At 68.2% G+C, this 23,541-nt stretch carries 21 protein-coding genes and 1 riboswitch; of the genes, 10 read left to right on the forward strand and 11 right to left on the reverse strand.

Annotation, left to right across the window (positions count from 1 at the left end; all coding sequences use genetic code 11):
* Positions 1–78: 78 nt before the first annotated feature.
* Positions 79–195: riboswitch (SAM riboswitch) on the reverse strand.
* A gap of 810 nt (positions 196–1,005) precedes the next feature.
* Both QFZ65_RS02755 and QFZ65_RS02760 read left to right on the forward strand, forming a co-directional pair.
* The gene (locus QFZ65_RS02755; protein WP_306908045.1) at positions 1,006–1,947 is read left to right on the forward strand and encodes an ATP-grasp domain-containing protein; all 942 of its coding nucleotides are present in this window, start codon (positions 1,006–1,008) and stop codon (positions 1,945–1,947) included.
* Complete coding sequence (locus QFZ65_RS02760) at positions 1,934–3,022, forward strand: glycosyltransferase family 2 protein (protein WP_306908046.1); 1,089 nt, start codon at positions 1,934–1,936, stop codon at positions 3,020–3,022. Before QFZ65_RS02755 ends, QFZ65_RS02760 begins: the two co-directional genes overlap by 14 nt.
* 75 nt (positions 3,023–3,097) lie before the next feature.
* On the opposite strand, the gene QFZ65_RS02765 is transcribed toward QFZ65_RS02760, so the two are convergent.
* Positions 3,098–4,093: an aminodeoxychorismate lyase gene (locus QFZ65_RS02765; RefSeq protein WP_306908047.1), complete on the reverse strand. Its 996-nt coding sequence runs from the start codon at positions 4,091–4,093 to the stop codon at positions 3,098–3,100.
* 78 nt (positions 4,094–4,171) lie between these two features.
* Here QFZ65_RS02765 and cls point away from each other — a divergent pair, with 78 nt between their 5' ends.
* Positions 4,172–5,662 carry a cardiolipin synthase gene (cls, locus tag QFZ65_RS02770; RefSeq protein ID WP_306908048.1) on the forward strand — a complete coding sequence of 497 codons (1,491 nt, stop codon included), beginning with the start codon at positions 4,172–4,174 and terminating at the stop codon, positions 5,660–5,662.
* Between the two features lie 21 nt (positions 5,663–5,683).
* On the opposite strand, the gene QFZ65_RS02775 is transcribed toward cls, so the two are convergent.
* From QFZ65_RS02775 to QFZ65_RS02815, 9 genes are all read right to left on the reverse strand, one after another.
* A complete protein-coding gene (locus tag QFZ65_RS02775; RefSeq protein WP_306908049.1) occupies positions 5,684–7,822 on the reverse strand; it encodes a chorismate-binding protein in 2,139 nt (712 codons plus the stop codon).
* The gene (locus QFZ65_RS02780; RefSeq protein ID WP_306912485.1) at positions 7,819–8,394 is read right to left on the reverse strand and encodes a low molecular weight protein-tyrosine-phosphatase; all 576 of its coding nucleotides are present in this window, start codon (positions 8,392–8,394) and stop codon (positions 7,819–7,821) included. The genes QFZ65_RS02775 and QFZ65_RS02780 overlap by 4 nt, the downstream gene beginning before the upstream one ends.
* Positions 8,395–8,574: 180 nt before the next feature.
* A complete protein-coding gene (locus tag QFZ65_RS02785; protein ID WP_306908050.1) occupies positions 8,575–9,828 on the reverse strand; it encodes an MFS transporter in 1,254 nt (417 codons plus the stop codon).
* The gene (locus tag QFZ65_RS02790; protein WP_306908051.1) at positions 9,825–10,286 is read right to left on the reverse strand and encodes a MarR family winged helix-turn-helix transcriptional regulator; all 462 of its coding nucleotides are present in this window, start codon (positions 10,284–10,286) and stop codon (positions 9,825–9,827) included. The genes QFZ65_RS02785 and QFZ65_RS02790 overlap by 4 nt, the downstream gene beginning before the upstream one ends.
* 263 nt (positions 10,287–10,549) lie before the next feature.
* On the reverse strand, positions 10,550–11,173 hold the full coding sequence (locus tag QFZ65_RS02795) for a LysE family transporter (protein WP_306908052.1): 624 nt from the start codon (positions 11,171–11,173) through the stop codon (positions 10,550–10,552).
* Positions 11,174–11,256: 83 nt separating this feature from the next.
* Entirely contained in the window at positions 11,257–11,808 is a 552-nt protein-coding gene (locus tag QFZ65_RS02800) for a dihydrofolate reductase family protein (RefSeq protein ID WP_306908053.1), read from the reverse strand.
* Between the two features lie 203 nt (positions 11,809–12,011).
* Positions 12,012–12,473: a hypothetical protein gene (locus tag QFZ65_RS02805; protein ID WP_306908054.1), complete on the reverse strand. Its 462-nt coding sequence runs from the start codon at positions 12,471–12,473 to the stop codon at positions 12,012–12,014.
* A 332-nt stretch (positions 12,474–12,805) separates the two neighbouring features.
* Positions 12,806–13,621 carry a methyltransferase domain-containing protein gene (locus QFZ65_RS02810; protein ID WP_306908055.1) on the reverse strand — a complete coding sequence of 272 codons (816 nt, stop codon included), beginning with the start codon at positions 13,619–13,621 and terminating at the stop codon, positions 12,806–12,808.
* 81 nt (positions 13,622–13,702) lie between these two features.
* Positions 13,703–14,233, reverse strand: coding sequence for a MarR family winged helix-turn-helix transcriptional regulator (locus tag QFZ65_RS02815; protein ID WP_373427626.1), 531 nt, complete (start codon positions 14,231–14,233; stop codon positions 13,703–13,705).
* 242 nt (positions 14,234–14,475) lie between these two features.
* Between QFZ65_RS02815 and QFZ65_RS02820 the strand changes: the two genes are divergently transcribed.
* Positions 14,476–16,722, forward strand: a complete 2,247-nt coding sequence (locus QFZ65_RS02820; protein WP_306908056.1) for an MMPL family transporter — start codon at positions 14,476–14,478, stop codon at positions 16,720–16,722.
* A gap of 84 nt (positions 16,723–16,806) precedes the next feature.
* Here QFZ65_RS02820 and QFZ65_RS02825 read toward each other — a convergent pair whose 3' ends face one another.
* The gene (locus QFZ65_RS02825) at positions 16,807–17,772 is read right to left on the reverse strand and encodes an NAD-dependent epimerase/dehydratase family protein (protein WP_306908057.1); all 966 of its coding nucleotides are present in this window, start codon (positions 17,770–17,772) and stop codon (positions 16,807–16,809) included.
* 226 nt (positions 17,773–17,998) lie between these two features.
* Here QFZ65_RS02825 and QFZ65_RS02830 point away from each other — a divergent pair, with 226 nt between their 5' ends.
* From QFZ65_RS02830 to QFZ65_RS02855, 6 genes are all read left to right on the forward strand, one after another.
* The gene (locus tag QFZ65_RS02830; protein ID WP_306908058.1) at positions 17,999–18,487 is read left to right on the forward strand and encodes a hypothetical protein; all 489 of its coding nucleotides are present in this window, start codon (positions 17,999–18,001) and stop codon (positions 18,485–18,487) included.
* Between the two features lie 252 nt (positions 18,488–18,739).
* Positions 18,740–20,602, forward strand: coding sequence for a molecular chaperone DnaK (gene dnaK, locus QFZ65_RS02835; RefSeq protein ID WP_306908059.1), 1,863 nt, complete (start codon positions 18,740–18,742; stop codon positions 20,600–20,602).
* A gap of 2 nt (positions 20,603–20,604) precedes the next feature.
* Complete coding sequence (locus QFZ65_RS02840) at positions 20,605–21,261, forward strand: nucleotide exchange factor GrpE (protein ID WP_306908060.1); 657 nt, start codon at positions 20,605–20,607, stop codon at positions 21,259–21,261.
* A 162-nt stretch (positions 21,262–21,423) separates the two neighbouring features.
* Complete coding sequence (locus QFZ65_RS02845) at positions 21,424–22,404, forward strand: DnaJ C-terminal domain-containing protein (protein ID WP_306908061.1); 981 nt, start codon at positions 21,424–21,426, stop codon at positions 22,402–22,404.
* 15 nt (positions 22,405–22,419) lie between these two features.
* On the forward strand, positions 22,420–22,842 hold the full coding sequence (locus QFZ65_RS02850) for a heat shock protein transcriptional repressor HspR (RefSeq protein WP_306908062.1): 423 nt from the start codon (positions 22,420–22,422) through the stop codon (positions 22,840–22,842).
* 82 nt (positions 22,843–22,924) lie between these two features.
* Positions 22,925–23,353: an ester cyclase gene (locus QFZ65_RS02855; protein WP_306908063.1), complete on the forward strand. Its 429-nt coding sequence runs from the start codon at positions 22,925–22,927 to the stop codon at positions 23,351–23,353.
* The last annotated feature ends 188 nt before the right edge of the window (positions 23,354–23,541 follow it).

Consider the following 23,541-nt stretch of genomic DNA (forward strand, 5'->3'; position numbering starts at 1 on the left):
CGGGGACGGCAGGGGACGGCGCGGTTGCTGTGTTTGGAACAGTTGGGGCAGAAGCCTCGGGCACGACGATACTCCTTCTTCTCACGCTTGCAGCTCGAATGGTCGATATGCCGAGTAGTCACCTGAGGCACCCCGCCGCGAAAAAGGGAGGGTTGCCGACCGGCCAGTCAGGGCTTGGCACCGGTTCTCATTACTCCCCAAAAACGTAACACCTGCGCCAGGGGCGAGCACCGCCGTCGCCGTCATGTTCCGTAACCGGTGCGACCACCACCCGCGTGCCGGAACGAACGCGGACGCGGACGCCCCGGCCCCCGACGCCCCGGCCCGCTGTCCGGTGCCCCGCGGCCCCGGCCCGCTGTCCGGTGCGGGGCAGCCGCCCCTCGCCGGTGGACATGCCCTCTCCTCGGCTGCAGCAGTGGACATAGGGGCATCATGTCCGTCCGTTCACGGGCCCGGTGGACATGCTCTCCCGCGAGCAAGGCCAACGCCGGACATGCTCATTCCCGCACTCGGCCGGTGGACATGCCCTCTTCCCGGCCGCAGCAGTGGACATAGGGGCATTATGTCCGTCCGTTCGCGGGCCCGGTGGACATGCTCTCCCGCGAGCAAGGCCACCGCGGGATATGTCCAGTGCTGCACTGGGCCGGTGGGCATGCTCTCCGTCGAGCAAGGCCAACGCCGGACATGCTCATTCCTGCGCAGGAGCCGTTGGACATGCTCCCCCCTCCGGTGAGACCAACGCGGGACGCCCCTGCAGGCCGGGCCGGTGAGCCTCCTCTGGGTAGCCGCAGGCCGAATCCACGTACCGTGCGCCGCCACAGTATGCGCGCGGGGGACAGTTTCGAGTATCCGCTACTCGGGCGTTGTGATAGGCCGCTCGCTTTTACTGGTGAATAGAGGCCGCGGCGCATGGCGGCCTCAAGGTGCAAGGCCGCAGCTGGTTGAGGAAGTGTCACTCGGGCGTGCCGGGCTTTGCATATCGCCTCGGCACTGAATGGAGAAACCGTGAAACCCCGCGTCCTGATCACCGGCGCCGGCAGCCCTGCCGGCCGTGCACTCGCAGCGCAGTTGAGGTCCCGAGACATACCTTTCCTGGGAGCCGATAGCCGTGAACTGCCAGCTGGCGCCTGCTTCGACGCGGTGCGGGTGCCCTCCGCGACCGACCCCGAAATGGTTCCAGTGCTGCGGCGCCTCGTGGTCCGCGAGGGCATCAATCTCCTCATTCCGACCTCCAGCGAGGAACTGATTCACCTCTCGGCAGCCCGGGCCGGATTCGGCGGTGACGTCCGCGTCATCGTTGCAGACCCCGGTCCTGTGGCCTTGGCCAGCGACAGGCTCTTCACCGCATGGCAACTCCGCTCAGCGGGCGTCCCGGTCCCGCGCTTCGGCGTTCCCGGGGATTATCCCGACGCCGACGCGGCCATGGACGCGATGGACGGCCCCTTGGTCGTCCGGCCGCGGCTTCCGCGCAACGGAAACCCTGCGATCGTCATCGACGGAAACGACCAAGTCGACTGGTCTGCGCTACCCGACGGGCAGATCGTCCAAGAATACATTCCCGGCGCAGAATATGTTCTCATGGCCTTCGGTACTCCCGCCCACAACGGCACCGCGCCTTTCGTGATCGTGGCTGATCGGACCGCTACGGCAGATGGACTGGCCGGAACCCAGGAGGCCCGCCGGGCGGTTGCCGGGCAGGGGATCGACGTCGGCAACCTTGCGATGGCCGCCGTCCGTTCGCTGGGCCTGACGGGCCCGGTTGAGCTCCACGTTCGACGGCGGTCCGACGGGACGCCGGTGGTGCTGGATGTGAACGCCCGCTTCGGGGCCAGCAGCGGGGCCGCACCCGAACTGCTCGACGCCGTCCTGGCCTCCTTCAACCTTCCGTCCTTCAATCCGGCGTCGTTCCGCCAGCCATCCCGAGCCTTTGCCCATGCGGTGGTTTAGCGCAGCCGAACCGGACATCCAGCTCCTTCTGCTACTCATTGCCGGCGTTCCGGCCATCGCGACGATGTTCCTCCAGCTCCTCGTGGTGCCGCTTGCAGTGGGGTTCGAGGTCCGGGCGGCAAGCCGCCGGCGGCGTGAAGTCCCAACGCTCTGGGACACCTGGCCCACCGTGTCGGTCATCGTCGTGGCACACAACGCATCCGCCACTATCGAGAACTGCATCCGGTCCATAGGGCTGACCCGCTATGCCCGGTACGAGCTGGTCTTGGTCGATGACGGCTCCACGGACAACACCGGCGAAACAATGGCCTCCGCCGCCGCGGCCGATCTCCGGATCAAGGTTCTGCGGCAACCCCATCAGGGACGGGCCGCCGCCCTGAATCTGGGTGTACGCCATGCCACCGGCGACGTCGTGATGGTCGTCGGCGCGGATACTGTCCTCTCCCGGTGGACCGTGGATCACATGCTGCAGGGCTTTGAGGATCCCCGTACAGGAGCCGTGTGCGGGGAGGGGCGGCCGGCCCGCTGGCAACAGGGCGGGCTCCTGGCGACGATCAGCCGTCAGGGTGCGGCCCTGACGCGGCGTGCGCTGACCGGCCTTTTGGGTCTTCCATTCCCTCCCTGCGGTATCGAAGCGGTCACAAGCAAGATCCTCTCGGAGCTCGGGCCGTTTCAGGACGCCGCGGCCGGCGCGGAGTTGGAGCTGCTCTGGGGCGTGCATAAGGCGGGCTATCGGATCGCCTTTGAGCCGCTGGCCCGGGTGCACACCGCGTCTCCGTCGACGCTGCCTGCCCTCTGGCGGCAGCGCTCGCACCGGGCGCGCGGCCTCCTGCGGGCGGTCGTGGCCCCCCGCGGACGGACCGGCACGTCCTGGCAGGGCGTGGTCCTGCGCACCGAGCGGCTGGCTCCGTTCTTCCCGGTCTATTCGGTGTTCACGGCGCTGAGCATGCTGGCGGGCGTTCTCAGGCATGTCTGCGGACTGGTGGAGCGCCGGCGCCAGCCAGGAAGGGCGGGCGCCGGCGCAACCGACCGCCACGACGACGCCCGGCGCGAACTCCAGGACGCCTGGGCCTGAGCGCCGCGGTCCTCCGGCGGGCCCGCTGACCCGGCCGGCCTGAACGCCGTGGCCCCCGGAGACCCGCCGGGCCCGCTACTCGATGGTGGCGTAGAGTGCGTTCAGCTCTGCGGTCAGCTGCTTGCGCAGCTCCGGGGTGCCGATCTCCTTGCCGTCAATATGGTTGACCGGCGCCAGCAGCCTGATGCTGGAAATGAGCCACACAGCATCGGCGTCGAACAGGTCCTTGGGCTCCAGCGGCCCGTAGCCGAGCTCCCAGCCGGCGGCCTTGGCCGCGGTGAATAAGGCGCCCTGGGAGGTTCCGGGCAGGATGCCGCTGTCCAGCTGGGGCGTGATCAGCCTGCGGATCGTGCGGACGCCTCCCCGGCCGTCGTCGGACGTTTCCAGGTGGGCCAGCAGGACGGTCGACGTCGGCCCCTCAAGCACGCGGTCGTCCGCGGAGGTGAAGATGACATCGTCCGCGCCCTGGTGGTGGGCGTAGCGCAGCGCTGCCATGTTGACGGCGTAGGAGAGAGTCTTGGCACCAAGGAGCAGCCACGGGGCGCGTTCACCGACCTCGCTGTCGTAGCCCCGGTCCAGGAGCAGGACGTCGATCCCCGTCTCCCGCTGGCGTCGGCCGGCGGCGCCGGGAGCGGAGGCCTGGACCCAGCAGGTGGGACTGCCGCCGCCCTCCACCCCGCGCGTCACGAGGAGCTTCACCACAAGTTCGTCACCCTGCCCGGTTGCGGGGCCGGTGGCGGGGGAAGCCGCGGGGGACTCCGACACGTCATGCCCGTGCTGGCCCCGGAACTCGCGGATCGCCGTCTCGATGGCGCGCCGCCACCTGTCCTCCGCCGGGATGTCCAGCTCAAGCACCCGTGCGGAGCCGGCCAAGCGGTCCAGATGCGCCTGCAGCTTCCGGGGGCGGCCGCCCACGGCGAGCAGCGACTCGAAGACGCCGTCTCCGCGGGTGGCACCCTGGTCGGTGGCCATCAGCTGCGGTTTGGCTGCGTCGGCAACCCGGCCGTCTTCAAAATCGGGATCCAGGAACACCAGCACCGTAGCGGGGCCGGCAACAGAGGCAGAAGTCATGGTTTCAGCTTAGTGCGGCCTGGCCCGCGATAGGATCGATAGGTTGCCCGTTCCGGAAACGATCCGCGGGTCTGGAACATGAGGGGTTCGCTTGTGCTGTGGCCATTTCCGCTGGTGGGGACGCTTCCGTCCTGGGCGATACTGATCCTGACCCTGGTCGATTTTGCCATCCGGGTGCTGGCGCTCGGCATCATTCCCGGTAACCGGCGGCCCACCACGGCCATGGCGTGGCTGCTGGGCATCTTCTTCGTTCCGGTCCTGGGCCTGGTGCTGTTCCTGCTCTTCGGCAATTTCCGGCTCTCCCGCCGGCGCCGCGCCCAACAGCAGGCCGTCAACACGAGGATCCGGGCTGGCACCTCAGAGCTGGCGGACCTGGAGAGCCATTACGACGGCCCGGAATGGGTGGCCTCCGCAGCCGAACTGAACAAGACCCTGGGTTCCCTGCCGATGGTGGACGGCAACCGGGTGGACTTGCTGCCCGGCTATCCGGATTCCATCACGGCCATGGCGGCGGCGGTCCGCGAGGCGAAGGTTTTCGTCAACGCAGAGTTCTACATCATGAGCACCGACCACATCACCGACGAACTCCTGACAGCCCTCGAGGAAGCCGCGGAGCGCGGAGTCGAAGTCCGCCTGCTCTTCGACCACCTGGGCACCCTGCGGATCAAGGGGTACCGCAAGCTGATCGCCCGGCTCAAGGCCAGCAAGATCAGCTGGCGTCCCATGCTGCCGCTGCGGCCCGTCCACGGTCAGTGGCGCCGGCCCGACCTGCGCAACCACCGCAAGATCATGGTGATCGACGGCGAAGTCGCCTTCACCGGTTCGCAGAACCTGATCGAGCCGTCGTACAACAACCCGCGGCACCGGAAGGTCGGCCGGGAGTGGGTGGAGCTGATGGCCTGCCTGCGCGGACCGATCGTGAACACCCTCAACGTTGTTTTCGCTACTGACTGGCTCAGCGAAACCGACGAGTCGCTCGAGCACCAGCTGGGGCACCGGCCCGAGCTGCATGCGGGCGACATCACGGCGCAGGTGGTCCCCAGCGGTCCCGGCTTCATCACCGAGAACAATCTGCGGCTTTTCAACACGCTGATCTACTCGGCGCAGCACAAGGTGTCGATCTGCAGCCCGTACTTCGTTCCCGACGACTCGTTGCTTTATGCGGTGACGACGGCGGCGCAGCGCGGCGTCGACGTCGAACTGTTCGTCTCCGAAAAGGGGGACCAGTTCCTGGTCCACCACGCCCAGCAGTCGTACTACCAGGCCCTGCTGGAGGCCGGTGTGCGGATCTACCTGTACAGGGCACCGTTCGTGCTGCACGCGAAGCACTTTACGATCGATGATGAAGTGGCCGTGTTGGGCTCCAGCAATATGGACATGCGCTCGTTCTCGCTCAACCTGGAGGTCTCGGTGATGCTTCTGGGCGACGACATCGTGCAGAGGCTGCGTGCAGTGGAGGACACCTACCGGGACATCTCGCACGAGCTCGTCCTTGAGGACTGGATGCAGCGTCCGATGCTCGTCAAGTACGTGGACAACGTCGCCCGCCTGACGGCAACCCTGCAGTAGCCGCCCCCCGCGGACCCGGGCTCAGCCGGCAGGGAAAGCGGCGCCGAGGGCCGAGAGTACGCCGAACGCCTTGGTCCGCACCTCCTCGTACTCCTCCTCGGGGGAGGAGTCCGCGGTGATTGCCCCTCCGACGCCGAGGCTCAGCCGCGCTCCGCCGTCCCCGCCGGCGGACTCGCTGACTACCAGCGTACGGATCGCCACGGCGAGGTCCGTGGCCCCGGTGAGCGAGAAGTACCCGATCGCGCCCGAGTACACGCCCCGCGGCACGCGTTCCAGCCGGTCCAGAATGGCCATCGTGCTGACCTTCGGCGCCCCGGTCATGGACCCCGCGGGGAAGCACGCCGCCACGGCTTCCGCCCGCGGCATGCCGGGCCGGAGCCGCGCATCGATGGTGCTGACCATCTGGTGGACGGTGGCGTAACTTTCGACGGCGCACAGTCGGCTGACCGATACGGAACCGGGCACGGCGAAGTGGCTCAGGTCGTTGCGCAGCAGGTCCACGATCATGATGTTCTCGGCCCGGTCCTTGGGCGATGCTTCGAGCTCACGTTTCAGCCCCGCATCCAGGACGGTGTCCGTGTCCCGTCGCCTGGTGCCCTTGATCGGCTCGGCGCGCATGCCGCCGTCTGCCGCGATGCGCAGGAAGCGCTCCGGCGAGGTGCTGGCCACCGTGAGGTCCCCGAAGCGCAGGTAACTGGCGAACGGCGCCGGATTGCGGCGGCGCAGCGCCAGGTAGGCCTGCCAGGGATCCAGGCCGCCCGCCGGCACGCGCGCCGTCAGGGCCGTGGTGAGGCAGACCTCGTAACTGTTGCCTTCGGCGATCTGGTACTGCGCCTCTGAAACCTTGGCCTTGTAGGCGATCTGCGTGTCCCGCGCGGCAAAAACCGGACCGGCAGGCAGCCCGGCGGCGCCGCCGCCGCCCGCCGTCGCCCGCGCCGCAGCAGGGCCGGCGCCGGCGTGCTCTCCGTTCTCAGCCGCGGGCTCCGCCTCAGCGTCCGCTACGGCCGACCGGGCAGCAGCGAGCCAGTCCCCGGCGTCGGGGGCGTCCAGGGCGAGCAGCCACACCACGCCCTCCAGATGGTCCAGCACGACGCCGCGTCCGGCGAAGAGCAGGCAGGCGTCGGGAGTCTCGGAGCGGATGTCGCTGCCGCCGGTCTCACGCTTGAGCTCGTAGCCGAGGTATCCAAGCCAGCCCAGCACGAACTCGCCCGGATAGCCCTGCGGAGCCTCCACAGCACTGCGGCCCCACGCGTCGTCGAGCCAGCGGAAAAACGGTCCCTCGGTCTTGACCGTGGCGCCGCCCACGCTCACGGAGGTCTCGCCTGAACTGTGCCGGACCGTCTGGCCGAACCGGCCCCCGTCGTCGGCCAGAATGCTGAACCGGCTCCTCTCGGCAGCGGGCGCCGGCCGGTCCGTGCCGTCTCGGTCCTCGGGCGCTGGCTGAAGGGAATGCGGATCGAGGGAGGAGTCCAGCCATACCGCATTGGCGGAGCCGCCGAAGAGGCGCTCGAACAGTCTGGCGGCATCCGGCGCGGCATCGATTCGTTCGGTCCGGAGCTGCAGCCCGTGGCGAGCCGCGAGCTCGGGGCTCAGTGCCGGGGCCAGCGCGGGCAGGTGCTGCAGGGCCTCCAGCACGTGCTCCGGGGCGGCGCCGTCAGCGAGGTTCAGGACGCGCACGTCGACATGTGCCTGGACGTCGTCCGCGGCCAGCCATTCCTGCTCCTGTGCGGCCCACTGGTCCCAGTAGGGTTCGTAACTTGCGCCGTCGCGCCCGAGTGCCCGGCGGCGGCGGTCCTGTTCTGGAGCCTCCGCCCAGACGGCGGCGTGCAGGAATGGCCGGGCGGCCGCGGCTGCCGCCCCTACGCCTTCCACCAGCACTATCTCGGCGGGCAGGGTGGTGCGGGTTGCGCCGTCATAGTGGCGGTTCCAGTCCCAGCTCACCCATTCGGCGGGCTGCCCGCGCCGCAGTGGTTCCAGGACGGTGGAGACGTACTGTTCGATGCCGGCCGCAAGTCCGTTCCAGCCGGGATAGATGTCCTCGAGGTGGAACAGCGAGACCTTGTGGTGTTCCCGCAGCCGCGCGGCGAGTTCGATCGCCAGGGTGGTCTTTCCTGCACCGGACCGGCCGTCGATGGCGATGATCACGGGCGCAGGGGTCATGAAATAGAGCGTACCCGCTGCTCCGGGCGCTGCGTTTGGTCCGCGCCCGCTTGGTCCGGGCCCGGTTGGTCCAGCTGGGCCCGGACGTGCTCCACGATGCCGGGAACGGCGGCGCGGATGAGGCTCCAGGTCAGCTCGAAGTCCGAGTGGCCGCCGTACCAAGGGTCCTCGATGCCCTGATCCAGGGGATCCTCGCCCGCCACGGCCGGATCAAAGCTGCGCAGCATCCGGATCTTGGACAGGGAACCGCGGTCCGGCGCTCCCTGCCGGAGCCAGCCGTAGTGGTCTACGTCCAGGGCCAGGATCAACTCACGGCTCTGGAACCATTCCGGCCGCCACTCACGCGCCACGTGGCGGTCGGAGTTGATGCCGTACGCCAGAAGCGTCCGGGCGGCGCGGTGATCAATCGGGCGCCCGACCTCATAGCCCGTGGTGCCGGCGGAGTCCACGACGACGCCGGCAAGGCCCTCTGCGTCGAAAGCCTCCGTGAGCATCAGCGCGGCCATCGGGGACCGGCAGATGTTTCCGGTGCAGACCGTGATGATCCGGAACGGGCTGGGCGGACTCGACAATGAGGTCATGCTGCTAAGCATGGATGACCGGACCGTCTCTTGGCTAGCTGGCTCGCCTTGAAGTGTGACTGAAGCTGTCAACGGCTGTAACTTTTTGTCATACCCGACGTTGCCGGGTGCTGCCCAAGGACGTTGGGAGCCGGCGGGGCGGCGTTGGGAGCGTTGCCGCCGTCGTACGTTCTAGGCGGCAGCCTCACGGCGGAAGGCCAGACGGAGGGACTGGCGGAGCGTCAGTTCATTCCGCCGCGCCACCGCAATCACGGCTGCGATTCCGGTGAGGAGTACCACGATGCCGCCGCTGGCGACGCACCAGCGGGCGCCGAACTGGCTGCCGATCCAGCCCATCAGGGGTGCGCCCAGGGCTGTGCCACCTTGCAGGATGGCCAGGTACAAGGCCAGCACACGGCCGCGGAACTGCGGCTCCACCGAGAGCTGGATGCTGGTGTTGCAGCTGTTCAGGAACGTGATGGAGGCCAGGCCCACCGGGATCAGGACCGCCGCGTAGATCCAGAATGACGGCGAGACGCTGCAGACGAGTGTGAAGATCCCGAGGCCCAGCGCCCCGGCGAGCATGAACCGCAGCCTGGGGCCGGCCCGGCGCGCTGCCAGCAGCGCGCCCGCCAGGGTACCCACGGCCATGATGGAGCCGAGGAGCCCGAATTCGCCCGGGCCCACCCGGAATTCGGTAGTGGCCATGAGGGAGTTAGTGACGGCGAAATTCAGACCGAAGGCGCCTACCACTCCCACCAGGACCATGATCAGCATCAAATCCGGGCGGCCGCGCACGTAGTTCACGCCCTCGGCCACCTGGTGCTTGCCGCGGGTCGCTGGAGCCGGAGGAGCCGGCTGGGACGTGCGGATCCGGAACAGCGCGATGAGGACCGCGGCGAAGCTGGCGGCGTTGAGCAGGAAGACCGCGCCGGTGCCCACCCAGGCAATCAGTGCGCCCGCGATGGCGGGGCCGGTGAGCCTGGCGGTATTGAAGGAGGCGGAATTCAGCGCCACGGCGTTCGCAATGTTGTCCTGGCCGACGAGTTCGGAGACGAAGGCCTGCCGGGCCGGGGCGTCGATGGCACTGGCGATGCCGAGGCAGACGGCGGCCAGGTAGGCGTGCCACAGGTGAGCGGTCCCGGTGACCACCAGGAGTCCCAGCCCGAGTGCCGTCAGGCCCATGGCCAGCTGGGTCCAGAGCAGGATGACGCGCTTGCGGTACCGGTCTGCCAGCACGCCCCCGTAGGGCCCCAGCAGCAGCATGGGCAGGAACTGGAGCCCGGTGGTGAGGCCGACGGCGGCGCCCGAGTGGTCCGTGAGGACTGTCAGGACCAGCCAGTCCTGGGCTACCCGCTGCATCCAGGTGCCGATATTGGACACCAGTGCTCCGGCGGCCCAGGTCCGGTAGTTGGGGTTCTCAAGGGCGCGGAACATGGCGCTCATTTGCCGCTCATATCCTGCATCAGCTGGGCCGCGCGGCTGAGGATGAGGCGGTCCGCGTCATTGAGGCCGGCCACGCGTTGGGCCAGCCAGGCGGTGCGCTGGTTCCTCGCTTCCTCGAGGACCGTCTTGCCGGCGGGGGTGATGTCCACCCGGATCTGGCGGCCGTCGTCGGGGTGCGTCGTCCGGGTGACGAAACCTTGGTCGGCGAGGGCGTTGACGATGCGGGTCATGGACGGGGCCTGAACGTGTTCCTGTTCCGCCAGTTCCCGCAGGGTGCGCGGACCGCTGCCGTTGAGCTGGGCCAGGACGGTGTACTGCCCGGGGGTGATGGTCTCGCCGGTGGCCTCGACCCGGAGGCGGCGCGATGTTCGCATGACGGCGGTGCGGAGGTCGATGGCCAGGGTGTCCGGGGCCGAGGGGTCGGGTGTGGGCTGCTTCGTTGTGGGGGTGGGGGTCATATGGGCGGGTGCGCCTCCAGCAGGATTGGTTAGCATTGCTAATTAGCTCTGCTAACTATTATGCTCCCGTCCGGGTTTGCTGTCGACCCGTGGGGCGGATCCGGACCCGCCTGGCTGGACGGAAAGGCACAGCGAAAGCAGCAACGGCCGGGCTGGAAGCCCGGGACGTTGCTGCTTTCGCGTGCATCTGAGTTGTACCTGTGCGGTGGATGTCCCGCGGCCTGCGGGTACTGGGCCGAATGGCAGCCCAGGGACCACCTCGGCTAGTGGATGAGGGCGAGCAGGATGCCGACGCCGACAAACAAGACGCCGAATGTCCGGTTCAAGATGAGCTGCCCCCGCGCGTCGTGCGTGAAGCGCTGGAAGGACTTGGCCGCCGCCGCGAAGAAGAACCACATGACGAGGATGTCGATCGCGATCACGGTGGCGGACAGGACCAGGTACTGCGGCGCCAGCGGCTGCTGCGGGCGGATGAACTGCGGCATGAACGCCAGGAAGAAGACGACTGCTTTGGGATTGAGCAGGTTCACCCAGAGTCCGCGGCGGAACATCGACAACGCCGGCTCGTTGCGCAGGGCCACGGCCCGTTCCTGGTCCAGGTCGGGCTTGTGCAGGAACTGGCGGACGCCCAGGTAGACCAGATAGGCGGCGCCGGCATAGCGGATGACGTTGAATGCCACGGGCGAGCTGGCAACGAGCACCCCGACGCCCAGGGCCACGATGAGGATGTGCACCACGAGCGCGGCCTGCTGGCCCAGGATGCCCCAGATGGAGCGGCGGAAGCCCGAATTGAGGGAGTTGCTCATGGTGTTGATGGCCCCGGCTCCGGGGGTGAAACTGATCAGGGCGCCGGCGCCGGCCAGGGCCAGCCAAAGGGAGGGTTGCACTGATCCAGTTTACGGCGGGAAGAAGTCCGTTTTTCCCGTGCGCTTAGCCCGGAGCCGCGGCACCTCCGGCCGGAAGCGACGGTTCAGCTGCTCCGCACGCCGTAGCTCAGGACCATGTTTCCCTTGCTGGTCCGTTCTGATTCCTGCAATTCCAGCCGGGTCAGCGGGTCGCCGTCGTTGAACAGCCGCCTGCCGCTGCCGGCGATGACGGGGTGGACCATGAGCATCAAGGAATCGAGCAAGCCGGCGAACAGCAGCTGGCGGACCAGTGAGATGCTGCTGAAGATGCCGATGTCGCCGCCGTCGCTGTTCTTGAGGTCAACCACAAAGTCCTCCAGCGGCCCCTCGATCAGGTGCGAGTTCTGCCACTCGAGCTCGCCGCTAAGGGTCCTGGAGGCGACGAACTTAGGCAGGGGATTGATGAACCCCGCGAATTCCGCGTCCCTTTCGGCCTTCGGCCAGTACTCTGCCCACTGCTGGTATCCGATCCGGCCCATCAGGGCGGTGTCTATCCTGCCCATCATCACGCCCATGCCGGCGCCCAGCTCCTCGTCGAAACTGTCGAACTGCCATTTGAACGGGTCTTCAACCACCCCGTCCACGGAGCAGAAAAGGCCGGCCGTCAGTTTGCGCATGGGTTCTCCTCGTTCGGGTCCTCCGTGCACAATAACCGCGGATAAGCGCGTTGGGAATGGCTGGCGGCGGTGCGCTCGCGGAAGTGGTCCGGGAACCGCCCCGACGGCGGTACTGCCCGCTGCGTGTGTGCACGACGCCGGACGACGGCGGTGCCGCCGCCCGGCGTCGTGCCCGGCAGCCCGAAGGAACGGTCCTGTGGTGGTCAGCCGGCGGAGGTGGAGCTGTCCGCAGCGGCACCTCCGGAGCCGCCGTGGCCCCGGCCTCCACCGCCGCCGCCCTGGCCCTGGTCCTGGGTGCCGGTGACGGTGAAGTTCGCATCCAGCAGGACCGTGGCGTGCGTGCCGTCGGCCTTGGTGATGTGTGCTTCGTAGGTGGCGCCGTCGGCGTCGGTTTCCATCCTTTCGATCGTTGCGCCCGGCTGGGCCGCCCTGACGGCCGCCTCGACCTTCGCCGCGGTATCGCCGGTGAGGATCTCCTCGGTCTTGCCGTTGGCCTGGTGCGGCCCGCGGGCGGCTCCAGTGCCGTAGCCATCGGTGGGCTGGGTCGAGGACGAACCGGTGGCGGAGTCGGCAGCCATCGCCGGGATGGCCGAAGCACCGATGGCGCCGCCACCGATCACCGCAGCGAGCATGATGCCCGCGGTTACCTTGTTGATCTTTGCCATTGTGTTACTCCTTTGCTGGGGCCCGAAGACCGGGCCGGCCGGGGGTTCGGCCTGGAACCAGCTTCGGGTCCGTAGATAGGGGGCGACTTTGGCATGGCTGTGGCGGGGCTGTGAGTGCTGAACGCGCCCGCTGCGCGCCCTAGCCCGGGGATCCGTCCAAAGGGCCGCAATGACACCGCCCGTTTGCCGCAAAGGGCCGCAAAGCAACCGCCCGTTTGCCGCAAAGGGCCGCAATGACGTCACCTTTTCCGGCCATTATTGGCAAACGGGCAATGGACCTAGGGCAAACGGCGTACGGGCAAGCGGCCAACGGGGCAAACCTGCGGATGGCCTCAGGCCCGGGCGATGATCTCGCCGTTGGGAATGAGGAACCAGCCGTCGTCGGTGGAGCCCCAGCGGTGCCATCCCGCGGAGATCCGGGCCAGTTCGGCAGGGGTGGCGAAGCCGTACTCGAGGGCTTGCTCCGCGAAGGCCGAGTGCAGAACCCGTTCGCCCCAGACGCGGGCCTGCCACCGCCGCTCCTGGCCCGTGGCGTAGAGCCAGTTGCTGCTGGTCGGTGCGACGTCCGTGAACCCGGCGGACTGCGCCCAGGAGACCAGGCGCCGGCCGGCGTCGGGCTCCGCCCCGTTCCGGCGGGCAATCCGCTGGTAGAGCTCCATCCATTCGTCGAGTTCAGGGAGTGCCGGGTACCAGCTCATGCCGTGGAAGTCGGCGTCGCGGACGGCGACGATTCCGCCGGGCTGGGCGACCCGGCGCATTTCCCGTAGAGCGGCGACCGGCTCGGTGAGATGCTGCAGCACCTGGTGCGCGTAGACGACGTCGAACGTCTCATCCTCATAGTCGAGGTCGTAGATGTTGCCGGCCACGAACTCGACATTAGGCACTTCCCGCTCGGCCGCAAGCGTGGTGGCCTGGGCAATGACCTCGGGGGAGCGGTCCAGGCCGGTGACCTTGCCCGGGGCGACGAGGGCGGCGAAATCGCAAGTGATGCTGCCGGGCCCGCAGCCGACGTCGAGGACCGATACACCCGGAGTGAGGTACGGGACCACGAACGCACCAGAGTTCTCCGCGGTCCGTGAGGCATGGGCTCGGACCACCGATTCATGGTGGCCATGGCTGTACACGTCGTCGGGCTGTTGGGCGGTCATAAGGAAAAACTACGCCCGCCACGCCCGGAATCGGCGCATCTGACTGGCACTAGTTGTCGTTTTGAGCCCGCAAAACGACAACTAGTGCGAGCTGGTTGGGGGAGGGGTCCCCTGGGCCGCTTCCTCGCCGGCCCGGACGGTGGCCTCGATCATCGCGTTCAGAAAGCGGGTGGCGACCAGGAGTTCGTCGGGAGTGAAGTCCTGCATTGCAACCCCCATCTGCTGCGCGAGCGGGCGGAACATGGCGCCGCCGTCGTGGTAGGCCTTCGGCGTCATCCGCAGCTGCACCTGACGGCGGTCCGTCCCCTGGCGTTCCCGCACCACGTGCCCCGACTTGTCCAGCCGGTCGATCAGGGCGGTGGTGGCGGGTGAGCTGAGGTGTAGTTCCTTGCGCAGCAGGCCGGGGGTGACCACCTGGTTCCTGGCGGTGTGCTGCATGATCACGGACAGGGCGTTGAGGTCGGTGCGGTGCATGTCATTCCTCCCGCCTGCCGCGTCGGCGTAGCGGTTGGCTTCGAGGCTGAATTCCTGCAGCAGCCGGACCAGCGGCGGCACCGCCGGCGGTTCCGGCTCGACTGCGTGGTCCGGCTCGACTGCGTGGTCCGGCTTCACTGTGTGGTCCGGCTTGCCGGAGGGGCCCCGTGATCCCGGTGCTTCAGCTGCCACGGCCAACCTCCTGTTCCTCGCCTCTGGACATGTGGCGCCGAGTGCGCCTTCCGGAGTTTACTGCAGCGGCCGGTCATGGGTCCCGATTCCGCTAACCAAAGAAACAGCGGGAAACGCATATCTCCATGATGGAGATAGTCTATGATGGATAAAATTTTACTCCTCTGACGCGCGTACCTGAAGGACCCATGACTACGACACCAGACCGCACGGCCCGCGTCCCCTTCTGGCTGCGCTGGCTGGTTCCCGCGCTGCTCGTCACCATCTGGCTGGCCGTCGCCGGCATAGGAGGTCCGACCTTCGGCAGGTTGGACGAGGTCTCCTCGAATGACCAGGCGTCCTTCCTACCGGCTGGAGCCGAGGCCACCGCCGCGCAGAACTGGCAGGCGAAGTTCCGGGACTCCCGCGAGGTCCCTGCCATCGTCGTGATCGAAAACGGCTCCGCCTTCACCCAGGCACAGCTAGGCCAGGCTGCCGCGCTCGCGGGCAGACTGGAGGCCCTGGGCGCCGGCAGTACCGTCATCGGCCCGATCCCGTCCCGGGACGCAAAAGCCGTCCAGTTCGTGGTCCCCATCGACTCCTCCCGCGAGGTGAAGGACATCGTCAAGGAGCTCCGGGACGAGATGCGCGCTTCTGCCCCGGCGGGGATGCAGACCTTCGTCACCGGCCCGGCGGGGCTGGCGGCGGACCTCGCAAGCTCCTTCTCCGGCATCGACGGGATCCTGCTGCTCGTGGCCCTCGGAGCGGTGTTCCTTATCCTGCTGATTGTCTACCGTTCCGTGCTGCTGCCGGTCGCTGTGCTCCTCACCGCAGTGTTCGCCCTGTGCGCCGCCATCCTGCTGGTGTTCGGCATGGCCAAACTGGGCTGGATCCAGCTCAACGGGCAGAGCCAGGGCATCCTCTCCATCCTGGTGATCGGGGCCGCGACGGACTATGCCCTCCTGTACGTGGCGAGGTTCCGGGAGGCGCTGACTCACACCCGCGACCGGACGGGGGCGGCGCTGACCGCGTGGAAGGCCTCGTGGGAGCCCATCCTCGCATCAGGGGCCACGGTCATCATCGCCCTGCTCTGCTTGCTGTTTTCCGATCTCAACTCCAACAAGGCCCTCGGCCCGGTGGCAGCCGCCGGAATCCTGTGTTCACTCTTCGCGGGCCTGACCCTGCTGCCGGCCATGATGGCCTTGCTGGGCCGCGCGGCCTTCTGGCCCTTCCGGCCCGGACTTCTCCCGCCAGCCGAGCGCGAGCCGGAGCTGGCCACGGGGCTGGAAGGCCAGAAAGGACTCTGGCGGGCCACAGGCAACCTCATTTCGCGCCGGCCGAGGACCGTCTGGACGGCGTCCGTCCTGCTGCTCGTCGTTGCCTCCGCCGGGGTCCTGCAGCTTAAGGCCCACGGTGTGCCGCAGACGGACGTCATTCTCGCCGCCTCCGACGCCGTGGACGGCCAGGACGCACTGGCCCGGCATTTCAACGCCGGCTCCGGCAGTCCGGTTGTGATCGTCGCGGACGAAACGAAAGCCCGGGCCGTGTTGGACCTCGTGAAGGCGAGCGACGGCGTCGGGGACGCCAACCTGCTCGCAGCGGAAGGGGTGCCCGTCCCCACCGGCGAACCCGGGGCACCATTAGCTGCCGGCGCACCCGCCGTGGCGCGTGGCGCCGCCGTCGTGCCGGCCGTCCGGGATGGCAAGGTTCTGATCAACGCGACGCTGGACTACGCCGCCGATTCCAGCGAAGCCGAGGGCGTCGTGGACGTCCTCCGGTGGGAGGTCAGGAAAATCGACGGCGGCGCGCTCGTGGGCGGCGTGACGGCCACGGCGCTGGACACCAACACCACCGCCCAGCGCGACCTCGTCACCATCATTCCGTTGGTCCTCGCCGTCATCCTCGGAATACTGATGCTGCTGCTGCGCTCCGTGCTGGCGCCGGTCCTGCTGGTTGCCTCGGTGGTGCTGTCCTACGGTGCGGCCATGGGAGTGTCCGCAGTGGTGTTCAACCACGTCCTCGGATTCCCCGGAGCGGACGCCACGGTGCCGCTCTTCGGCTTCGTCTTCCTCGTGGCGCTGGGCGTGGACTACAACATCTTCCTGATGAGCAGGGTCCGCGAGGAATCCCTCAAACACGGCACCCGTGCGGGGATCCTCCGGGGGCTCGGGGTGACGGGCGGGGTGATCACCTCCGCCGGCGTGGTCCTGGCCGCCACGTTCGCCGCCCTGGGGGTCATCCCCATCATGTTCCTCGTGCAGCTGGCCTTCATCGTGGCGTTCGGCGTCCTGCTGGACACCGTGCTGGTCCGTTCGCTGCTGGTCCCTGCTCTGGCCTATGACATCGGACCGCGCATCTGGTGGCCGAGCCCGTTGGGACGGCCCGGAGCAGGGCCAGCTGGCCGCCCGGCGCCGAGCGCCGAGGAGCTGGAAGCCCGGAACGTCGGGGCGGGCTAGCGCCACTCGACCGACGCCGGCCCGAAGGACTCGCCAACTCGGCCGACGCGCCGCAGAACACGGACGTCGATCGAGCGCCCGCAGTCAGCGGGCCTGGTTCCGCCACCATGCCACGGTCGCAGCCGCTGCCTCCGGAAGCGGCGTCGGCTGCAGCCCCAGCGCCGCCTCACTGGCCCGGGAGTCCATCACGAAAGGCTGCTCGAACTGGTAAACGGTTTCGGCCAGTTCCCGGAAGGCGGGGGCGAGCAACCCCATGGCCCGCAACGCCCAGCCCGGTAGCGCTGCCACACGGGGTGCCCGCACGCCCGCGGCGGAGGCGAATGCTGCGGCGAGCTGGCGCTGGCTGAGTGCGGGGCCTGTCGGGGTATGCCACACACGGTTCCACAGCGAGCCGTCCTGCGCGATGCGGATCATGGCGGCCGCAAGATCCGGTACGTAGCTGAAGGAGTGCGGCTGGTCGGTGCCGCCGATCACCACGAAGGGTTTGCCGGCAAGGACCGGCTTCAGCATGCGCTCGCCGGCGTGCGCAGCGCGGACGCGCGGCCCGAAAAAATCACCTGCCACAACGCTCGCGTTGTCCGTCGCCGACGCCGCCCGGGCCGTGAGCAGGGCCGTACGGATGCCCCGCTTCCCGCCCTGCGCCTCCCGTGGACTGTCCTCGCGCATGGGCAGATCCGGCTCGCTGTAGGAGTAAAGGCTTTCAGGGAAGACGACGACGGCGCCCGCCTCGCCAGCCGCGGCCAGGACGGTCTGCTCGGCGCGGGGTAGCTCGGTCTCCCAGGCCCTGGTGCTGTACTCGGAACCGTGGATGCAGTGGAACACGGCCGCAGCACCCGCGAAGAGGCCGCCGAGACGGGCTGGATCGGACACGTCGGCCGGCACCCTTTCGATGAGCGGGTGGGACGGGCCGCTGCCGGACCGGGTCAGGATGCGGACGCTGTGGCCCGCCGTGGCGAGCTGTTCCGCGACAGTCCAGCCGACGGGCCCTGCTCCCGTGACGGCGTACAGCGCCCGGGCTTCCCGGGGCTCAGGCACGTGCGGCTCGGTCATCTGGATCTCCCTGGGTCAGGCGGGGGCAGCTCTCGGTGGATCCAGCATGCCGGGCCGGGGGCTTAAAGTCTCGCAGCCGCGGGAGACGCATTCTGCAGCGAGGCCGGCAGCGCCGCCCGGCCAGGCGGAGGATCCGTCCCCCGCCTCTGTTGCCTCCCCGGGCCGCTCGATAGACTGCCCGTGCGCCCGTCCGGGCCCACCCGATGCTTCCAGGAAGGATCCAACGATGTCCGAGAACAACGAGTTTGATCGAGCGGCCGCGGAAGCCGAGGTCGAGGCGGATCGAGGCGAGCTTTCTGAAGGGCAGTATGTCGAAGGTGACTACGGCGAAGCAGGCACTGCAGGCGAGAATCCGGCCACGGCCGAAGAGGGAGAATACGCGGCCGGTGACTACGGCGACGCCGGGACGGCCGGTGCATCGACGGTCGGCGCCGAGGAAGGCGACTATCCCGAGGGTGACTACGGCGCTGCCGGTGCGGTGGGCGGGGAGCCCCTCGCCACGGAGGAGGGCGACTACCCCGAGGGAGACTACGGCACCGGTGGCACGGCCGGCGAGGGTGGCACGGCCGGCGAGGGTGGCACGGCCGGAGCCGATGGCACGGCCGGCGAGGCTGGCGAGGCGGGCACCGGTGGCGCCTCAGCGCGCCCGGCTTCCAGCGGCGGGCAGGCCGGGAACCGGGGCGCCGTCGAGGATGACACCCGCGAGGACCGCTGATTCCGGAAGGACTTCGCGCAGAGCGAAATGCCCGGCGGGACACGCGCATTTCTCCCGGAAAGCAGCGGAGTTGGCGCCTGCGGACCCGCGCTCACGGCTGTCCTCAATCCAAACTTGAGCGCACACGGCTCAACTTTGGATTGACATTCAAACCGGCCTGAGTAAGGTTGAGTGCAGAACGCTCAACCAAAGCGGGGCCCTCGCGGCCTGCAGCCCACTCGGTATGTTTCTCCGGAAAGAAGGAAGCAACACATGTCACGTGCAGTAGGTATCGACCTCGGAACCACCAACTCCGTCGTCTCCGTTCTCGAAGGTGGCGAGCCCACCGTCATTGCCAACGCCGAGGGTGGCCGCACCACGCCGTCGGTCGTTGCATTCTCCAAGTCCGGCGAGGTCCTCGTCGGCGAGATCGCCAAGCGCCAGGCCGTCAACAACATCGACCGCACCATCGCCTCGGTCAAGCGCCACATGGGCACCGACTGGTCCGTCGCCATCGACGACAAGAAGTACACGGCGCAGGAAATCTCCGCCCGCATCCTGATGAAGCTGAAGAACGACGCCGAGTCGTACCTGGGCGAAAAGGTGACCGACGCCGTCGTCACCGTGCCGGCGTACTTCAACGACGCCCAGCGCCAGGCCACCAAGGAAGCCGGCGAAATCGCCGGCCTGAACGTCCTGCGCATCGTCAACGAGCCGACCGCGGCCGCCCTGGCCTACGGCCTGGACAAGGGCAAGGAAGACGAGCTCATCCTCGTCTTCGACCTCGGCGGCGGAACCTTCGACGTCTCCCTGCTGGAAGTCGGCAAGGACGAGGACAACTTCTCCACCATCCAGGTCCGCGCCACCGCCGGTGACAACCACCTCGGCGGCGACGACTGGGACCAGCGCGTCGTCAGCTACCTGCTGAACCAGCTCAAGGTCAAGGGCATCGACCTGTCCAAGGACAAGATCGCCCTGCAGCGCCTGCGTGAGGCCGCCGAGCAGGCGAAGAAGGAACTCTCCTCCTCCACGAGCACCAACGTCTCGCTGCAGTACCTCTCCGTCACCCCCGACGGCCCCGTCCACCTGGACGAGCAGCTGACGCGCGCCAAGTTCCAGGACCTCACCAAGGACCTGCTGGATCGCACCAAGAAGCCGTTCCAGGACGTCATCAAGGAAGCCGGCATCAAGCTCTCCGAGATCGACCACATCGTGCTTGTCGGCGGTTCCACCCGCATGCCGGCCGTGTACGAACTCGTGAAGGAACTCGCCGGCGGCAAGGAGCCGAACAAGGGCGTCAACCCGGACGAGGTCGTCGCCGTCGGTGCCGCCCTGCAGGCCGGTGTCCTCAAGGGCGAGCGCAAGGACGTGCTGCTGATCGACGTCACCCCGCTTTCCCTCGGCATCGAGACCAAGGGCGGCGTCATGACGCACCTGATCGAGCGCAACACGGCCATCCCGACGAAGCGGTCCGAGACCTTCACCACGGCCGATGACAACCAGCCGTCCGTGGCCATCCAGGTCTTCCAGGGCGAGCGTGAGTTCACCCGCGACAACAAGCCGCTGGGCACGTTCGAGCTGACCGGCATCGCCCCCGCACCGCGCGGCGTCCCGCAGGTCGAGGTCACCTTCGACATCGACGCCAACGGCATCGTGCACGTCTCCGCGAAGGACAAGGGCACCGGCAAGGAACAGTCCATGACCATCACCGGCGGCACCGCGCTCTCCAAGGAAGACATCGACCGCATGGTCCGGGACGCCGAGGAGCACGCAGCCGAGGACAAGGCCCGCCGCGAGGCAACCGACACCCGCAACACCGCCGAGCAGCTGGCCTACTCCGTGGACAAGCTGATTGCCGACAACGCCGACAAGCTGCCCGAAGAGGTCAAGACCGAGGTCAAGGCCGACGTCGACGCCCTCAAGGCAGCCCTTGAAGGTACCGATGACGCCGCCGTGAAGACCGCGTTCGAGAAGCTCCAGGCTTCCCAGACCAAGCTCGGCGAAGCCATCTACGCCCAGGCCGGTTCCCCGGACGGCGCCACCGGTGCCCAGGGTGCCCCGGCCGGCGAGCACTCCGCCGCATCCGATGAGGACATCGTCGACGCCGAGATCGTTGACGAAGACGAGAAGAAGTAATCATGCCGCATCACGGTAACGAAGAAGAGCACGGTTCTTCGGAGAACCGGGGCCCGGGCAGGGAGCAGGAGAACGAGCCGCAGAAGCCCGTTGTCCACGACAACCGCAAGGTTGACCCGAAGACCGGCCAGGCCCGCCACCCTGACCAGGAGCACGCTGAATCCGGGGACGCACTGTCCCAGGCGGAGGACATCCTGAACAGTGTGGAGGTCCCCGCGGAGGAATCCGTGGCCCAGGGCGTGGAACGGGCGGAAGCGGAGGAGCTGCGGAATGACCTCCAGCGCTTGCAGGCCGAGTACGTCAACTACCGCAAGCGTGTGGAGCGCGACCGCGCCGTGGCGGGGGAGATGGCCGTCATCGGCGTCCTGAACTCCCTGCTCCCGGTGCTGGACGACGTCGACGCCGCACGCCAGCACGGTGACCTGAGCGACGGCCCGTTCGCCGCCATTGCCGCCAAGCTGGAAAATGCGCTGAAGACGTACGGCCTGACCCGCATCGATGAGACCGGCGTGGAGTTCGACCCCACTGTCCACGAGGCCCTCATCCAGCAGCCCGGCGACGTCGAGCTGGACACGGTCAGCCAGGTCCTGCGTTCCGGCTACAAGGCAGGCGACCGCGTCCTCCGGGCAGCACAGGTCATCGTCGCGGTTCCGGCCTAGTTGCCTTCTGGCGCTACGCCGGATAGGGGGCGGTGCCCGCTCCGCGGTGCCCTCCACACCGCCGCCCCCTATCCGGCCTCCGCGCCAGCGTGTTGCTCGCCTAAAGTGAGTGGACAAACAGCTGCGAAGCGCACTCTGCACGACTTTTGAAAGGAAACGCCATTGGCTAGCCAGGATTGGGTGGACAAGGACTTTTACAAGATCCTTGGTGTTGCCAAGGACGCTTCCGACGCCGACATCAAGAAGGCCTACCGGAAGCTCGCGCGGCAACACCACCCGGACACGAACGCGGGGGACACCGCCTCGGAGAAGAAGTTCAAGGACATCTCCGAGGCTTATTCGGTGCTCTCCGACCCCGACGAGCGCCAGCAGTATGACGCCATCCGGGCCATGGGTGGAGCCCGCTTCGCCCCGCGTGGGGCAAGCGGCGCGGCCGGCGGCGCCGGCGGGTTCGATGATCTCTTCGGCGGCCTCTTCACCGGCGGAGGCGGCCGGCAATCCGGCGGCTATGGCACCTCCGGCGGCATCCCGCCCGAGTTCGCGGACCTGTTCGGCGGCGGCGGCTTCGGCGGCGGTCAGTCATTCCAGCGGGCTCCGCAGAAGGGCGCGGACCGCACGGCGTCCACCAGCATCTCCTTTGCCGGGGCGATCCGCGGCACCACCATCGGGCTGCGCGAGCCGGATGGCGAAGTGATTGACGTCCGCATCCCGGCCGGCATCAAGGATGGCCAGAAGGTCCGCGTACGCGGCAAGGGCCAGTACGGCCCTGCCGGCAACGGTGACCTGATGGTCACCGTCTCCGTGAAGCCGCACGATTTTTACGTCCGCGACGGCGACAATCTCCGCATCCACGTCCCCGTCAGTTTTCCGGAAGCGGCCCTGGGGGCCGACATCGAGGTCCCGACGATCGAGGGCGACACCGTCAGGGTGCGTGTTCCGGCCGGCACGCCCTCGGGCCGCACCCTCCGGGTCAAAGGCCGTGGCGTCAAGCACGCGAAGGCAACCGGGGACCTGCTCGTGACCGTCGACGTCGCCGTTCCCCGGAAGCTCAACCACGAAGCGGAGGAAGCCGTGAAGGCCTTTGCGGCCGCCACCACGGGCGAGGACGTGCGCGCCGGCCTGGCAGCCAGGGCCCGGCTCTAGGAACGGGGTCCTGGAATGGACATCGAGTTCGACCAGCCCATCTTCGTCATCTCCGTCGCCGCGGAACTGGCGGACATGCACCCGCAGACCCTGCGGCAGTATGACCGGCTGGGCATCGTCTCGCCGAGCCGCGCCCCGGGGAAATCCCGGCGGTACTCCCAGCGGGATGTCACCATGCTTCGCGAAGTGCAGCGGCTCTCGCAGGAGGGCGTCTCCCTCGAGGGCATCAGGCGGATCCTCCAGCTCGAGAACCAGGTGGCGGCGCTCCAGCGCCGGGTCACCGAACTGACGGAGGAGCTCGGGCGCCGCCGCCAGCCGCTGGATGCCCGCGTTTTCGCGGCCGGCACCGCCGGCGACGTCGTCAGCCTGGCCCGCGGCAAACGGCCCCGGCCGCGGTCCCAGGCCCTTGTGGTGTGGAGGCCGCGGACGCCGGAATAGCCGCCCTTGTCCGCACCCCCCGCGGCGACCAGACTTGTCGTAGCAGCCTGTCCGGCTGCCAAGCGCCGTCGGAGGAGGAACAATGGGCAGCGCGGATGAACTGGGCCTGGCCTACAGGCGGCTGATCGCAGCCGTCGTTGCAAACGACGAGGTTGCGCTGGCCCGGGTCGTCAGCGCGGACATTGTGGACCACAGCCCCGTTCCCGGCCAACAGCCGGGCTTGGCCGGAATTGTCTTCTGGATGCAGGGAATCCATGCCGGGCTGTCCGGCCTCACCGGAAGCGTCGAGGACACTGTCGCGGAGGGCGACAAAGTCGCCGGCCGGGTGACGTGGCAGGGGACGCACTCAGGACCCTTCATGGGCCTGGCGGCCACCGGCTTGCCCGTAACGGTGGCAGCCATCCACATCCTCCGCTTTGAGGACGGCCTCGCTGTCGACTGGTGGGGCGTACCCGACCTGTATGGAGCGCTGACCAGGATGGGCGCCCGTTTCGATATCCCGCCCGACTGACCGTAACCCTCCCATCCCGTCGAGCCAGGCCTGCCTCCTCGCTGCGTCACGGGCGTCGCATCCGCCGAGGCCTGGACTGCGAACTACACGACCCAGCCGTTGCAAACCGACGGCGTTCACCCAATAGTCGGAACGTAGGGAATACGCTCTCCATGGGGAAGATTGCTGCCGCACGTTCCGCGAATGCT

The sequence above is a fragment of the Arthrobacter sp. B3I9 genome (assembly GCF_030816935.1).
Classification (GTDB): domain Bacteria; phylum Actinomycetota; class Actinomycetes; order Actinomycetales; family Micrococcaceae; genus Arthrobacter.

Bases quoted from the DNA above. Each gene is read 5' to 3' on its own strand.
- QFZ65_RS02760 (WP_306908046.1), top strand. From the start codon at position 1,934: ATGCGGTGGTTTAGCGCAGCCGAACCGGACATCCAGCTCCTTCTGCTA.
- QFZ65_RS02765 (WP_306908047.1), bottom strand. From the start codon at position 4,093: ATGACTTCTGCCTCTGTTGCCGGCCCCGCTACGGTGCTGGTGTTCCTG.
- cls (WP_306908048.1), top strand. From the start codon at position 4,172: ATGAGGGGTTCGCTTGTGCTGTGGCCATTTCCGCTGGTGGGGACGCTT.
- QFZ65_RS02775 (WP_306908049.1), bottom strand. From the start codon at position 7,822: ATGACCCCTGCGCCCGTGATCATCGCCATCGACGGCCGGTCCGGTGCA.
- QFZ65_RS02785 (WP_306908050.1), bottom strand. From the start codon at position 9,828: ATGAGCGCCATGTTCCGCGCCCTTGAGAACCCCAACTACCGGACCTGG.
- QFZ65_RS02790 (WP_306908051.1), bottom strand. From the start codon at position 10,286: ATGACCCCCACCCCCACAACGAAGCAGCCCACACCCGACCCCTCGGCC.
- QFZ65_RS02800 (WP_306908053.1), bottom strand. From the start codon at position 11,808: ATGCGCAAACTGACGGCCGGCCTTTTCTGCTCCGTGGACGGGGTGGTT.
- QFZ65_RS02805 (WP_306908054.1), bottom strand. From the start codon at position 12,473: ATGGCAAAGATCAACAAGGTAACCGCGGGCATCATGCTCGCTGCGGTG.
- QFZ65_RS02810 (WP_306908055.1), bottom strand. From the start codon at position 13,621: ATGACCGCCCAACAGCCCGACGACGTGTACAGCCATGGCCACCATGAA.
- QFZ65_RS02820 (WP_306908056.1), top strand. From the start codon at position 14,476: ATGACTACGACACCAGACCGCACGGCCCGCGTCCCCTTCTGGCTGCGC.
- QFZ65_RS02825 (WP_306908057.1), bottom strand. From the start codon at position 17,772: ATGACCGAGCCGCACGTGCCTGAGCCCCGGGAAGCCCGGGCGCTGTAC.
- QFZ65_RS02830 (WP_306908058.1), top strand. From the start codon at position 17,999: ATGTCCGAGAACAACGAGTTTGATCGAGCGGCCGCGGAAGCCGAGGTC.
- dnaK (WP_306908059.1), top strand. From the start codon at position 18,740: ATGTCACGTGCAGTAGGTATCGACCTCGGAACCACCAACTCCGTCGTC.
- QFZ65_RS02840 (WP_306908060.1), top strand. From the start codon at position 20,605: ATGCCGCATCACGGTAACGAAGAAGAGCACGGTTCTTCGGAGAACCGG.
- QFZ65_RS02850 (WP_306908062.1), top strand. From the start codon at position 22,420: ATGGACATCGAGTTCGACCAGCCCATCTTCGTCATCTCCGTCGCCGCG.
- QFZ65_RS02855 (WP_306908063.1), top strand. From the start codon at position 22,925: ATGGGCAGCGCGGATGAACTGGGCCTGGCCTACAGGCGGCTGATCGCA.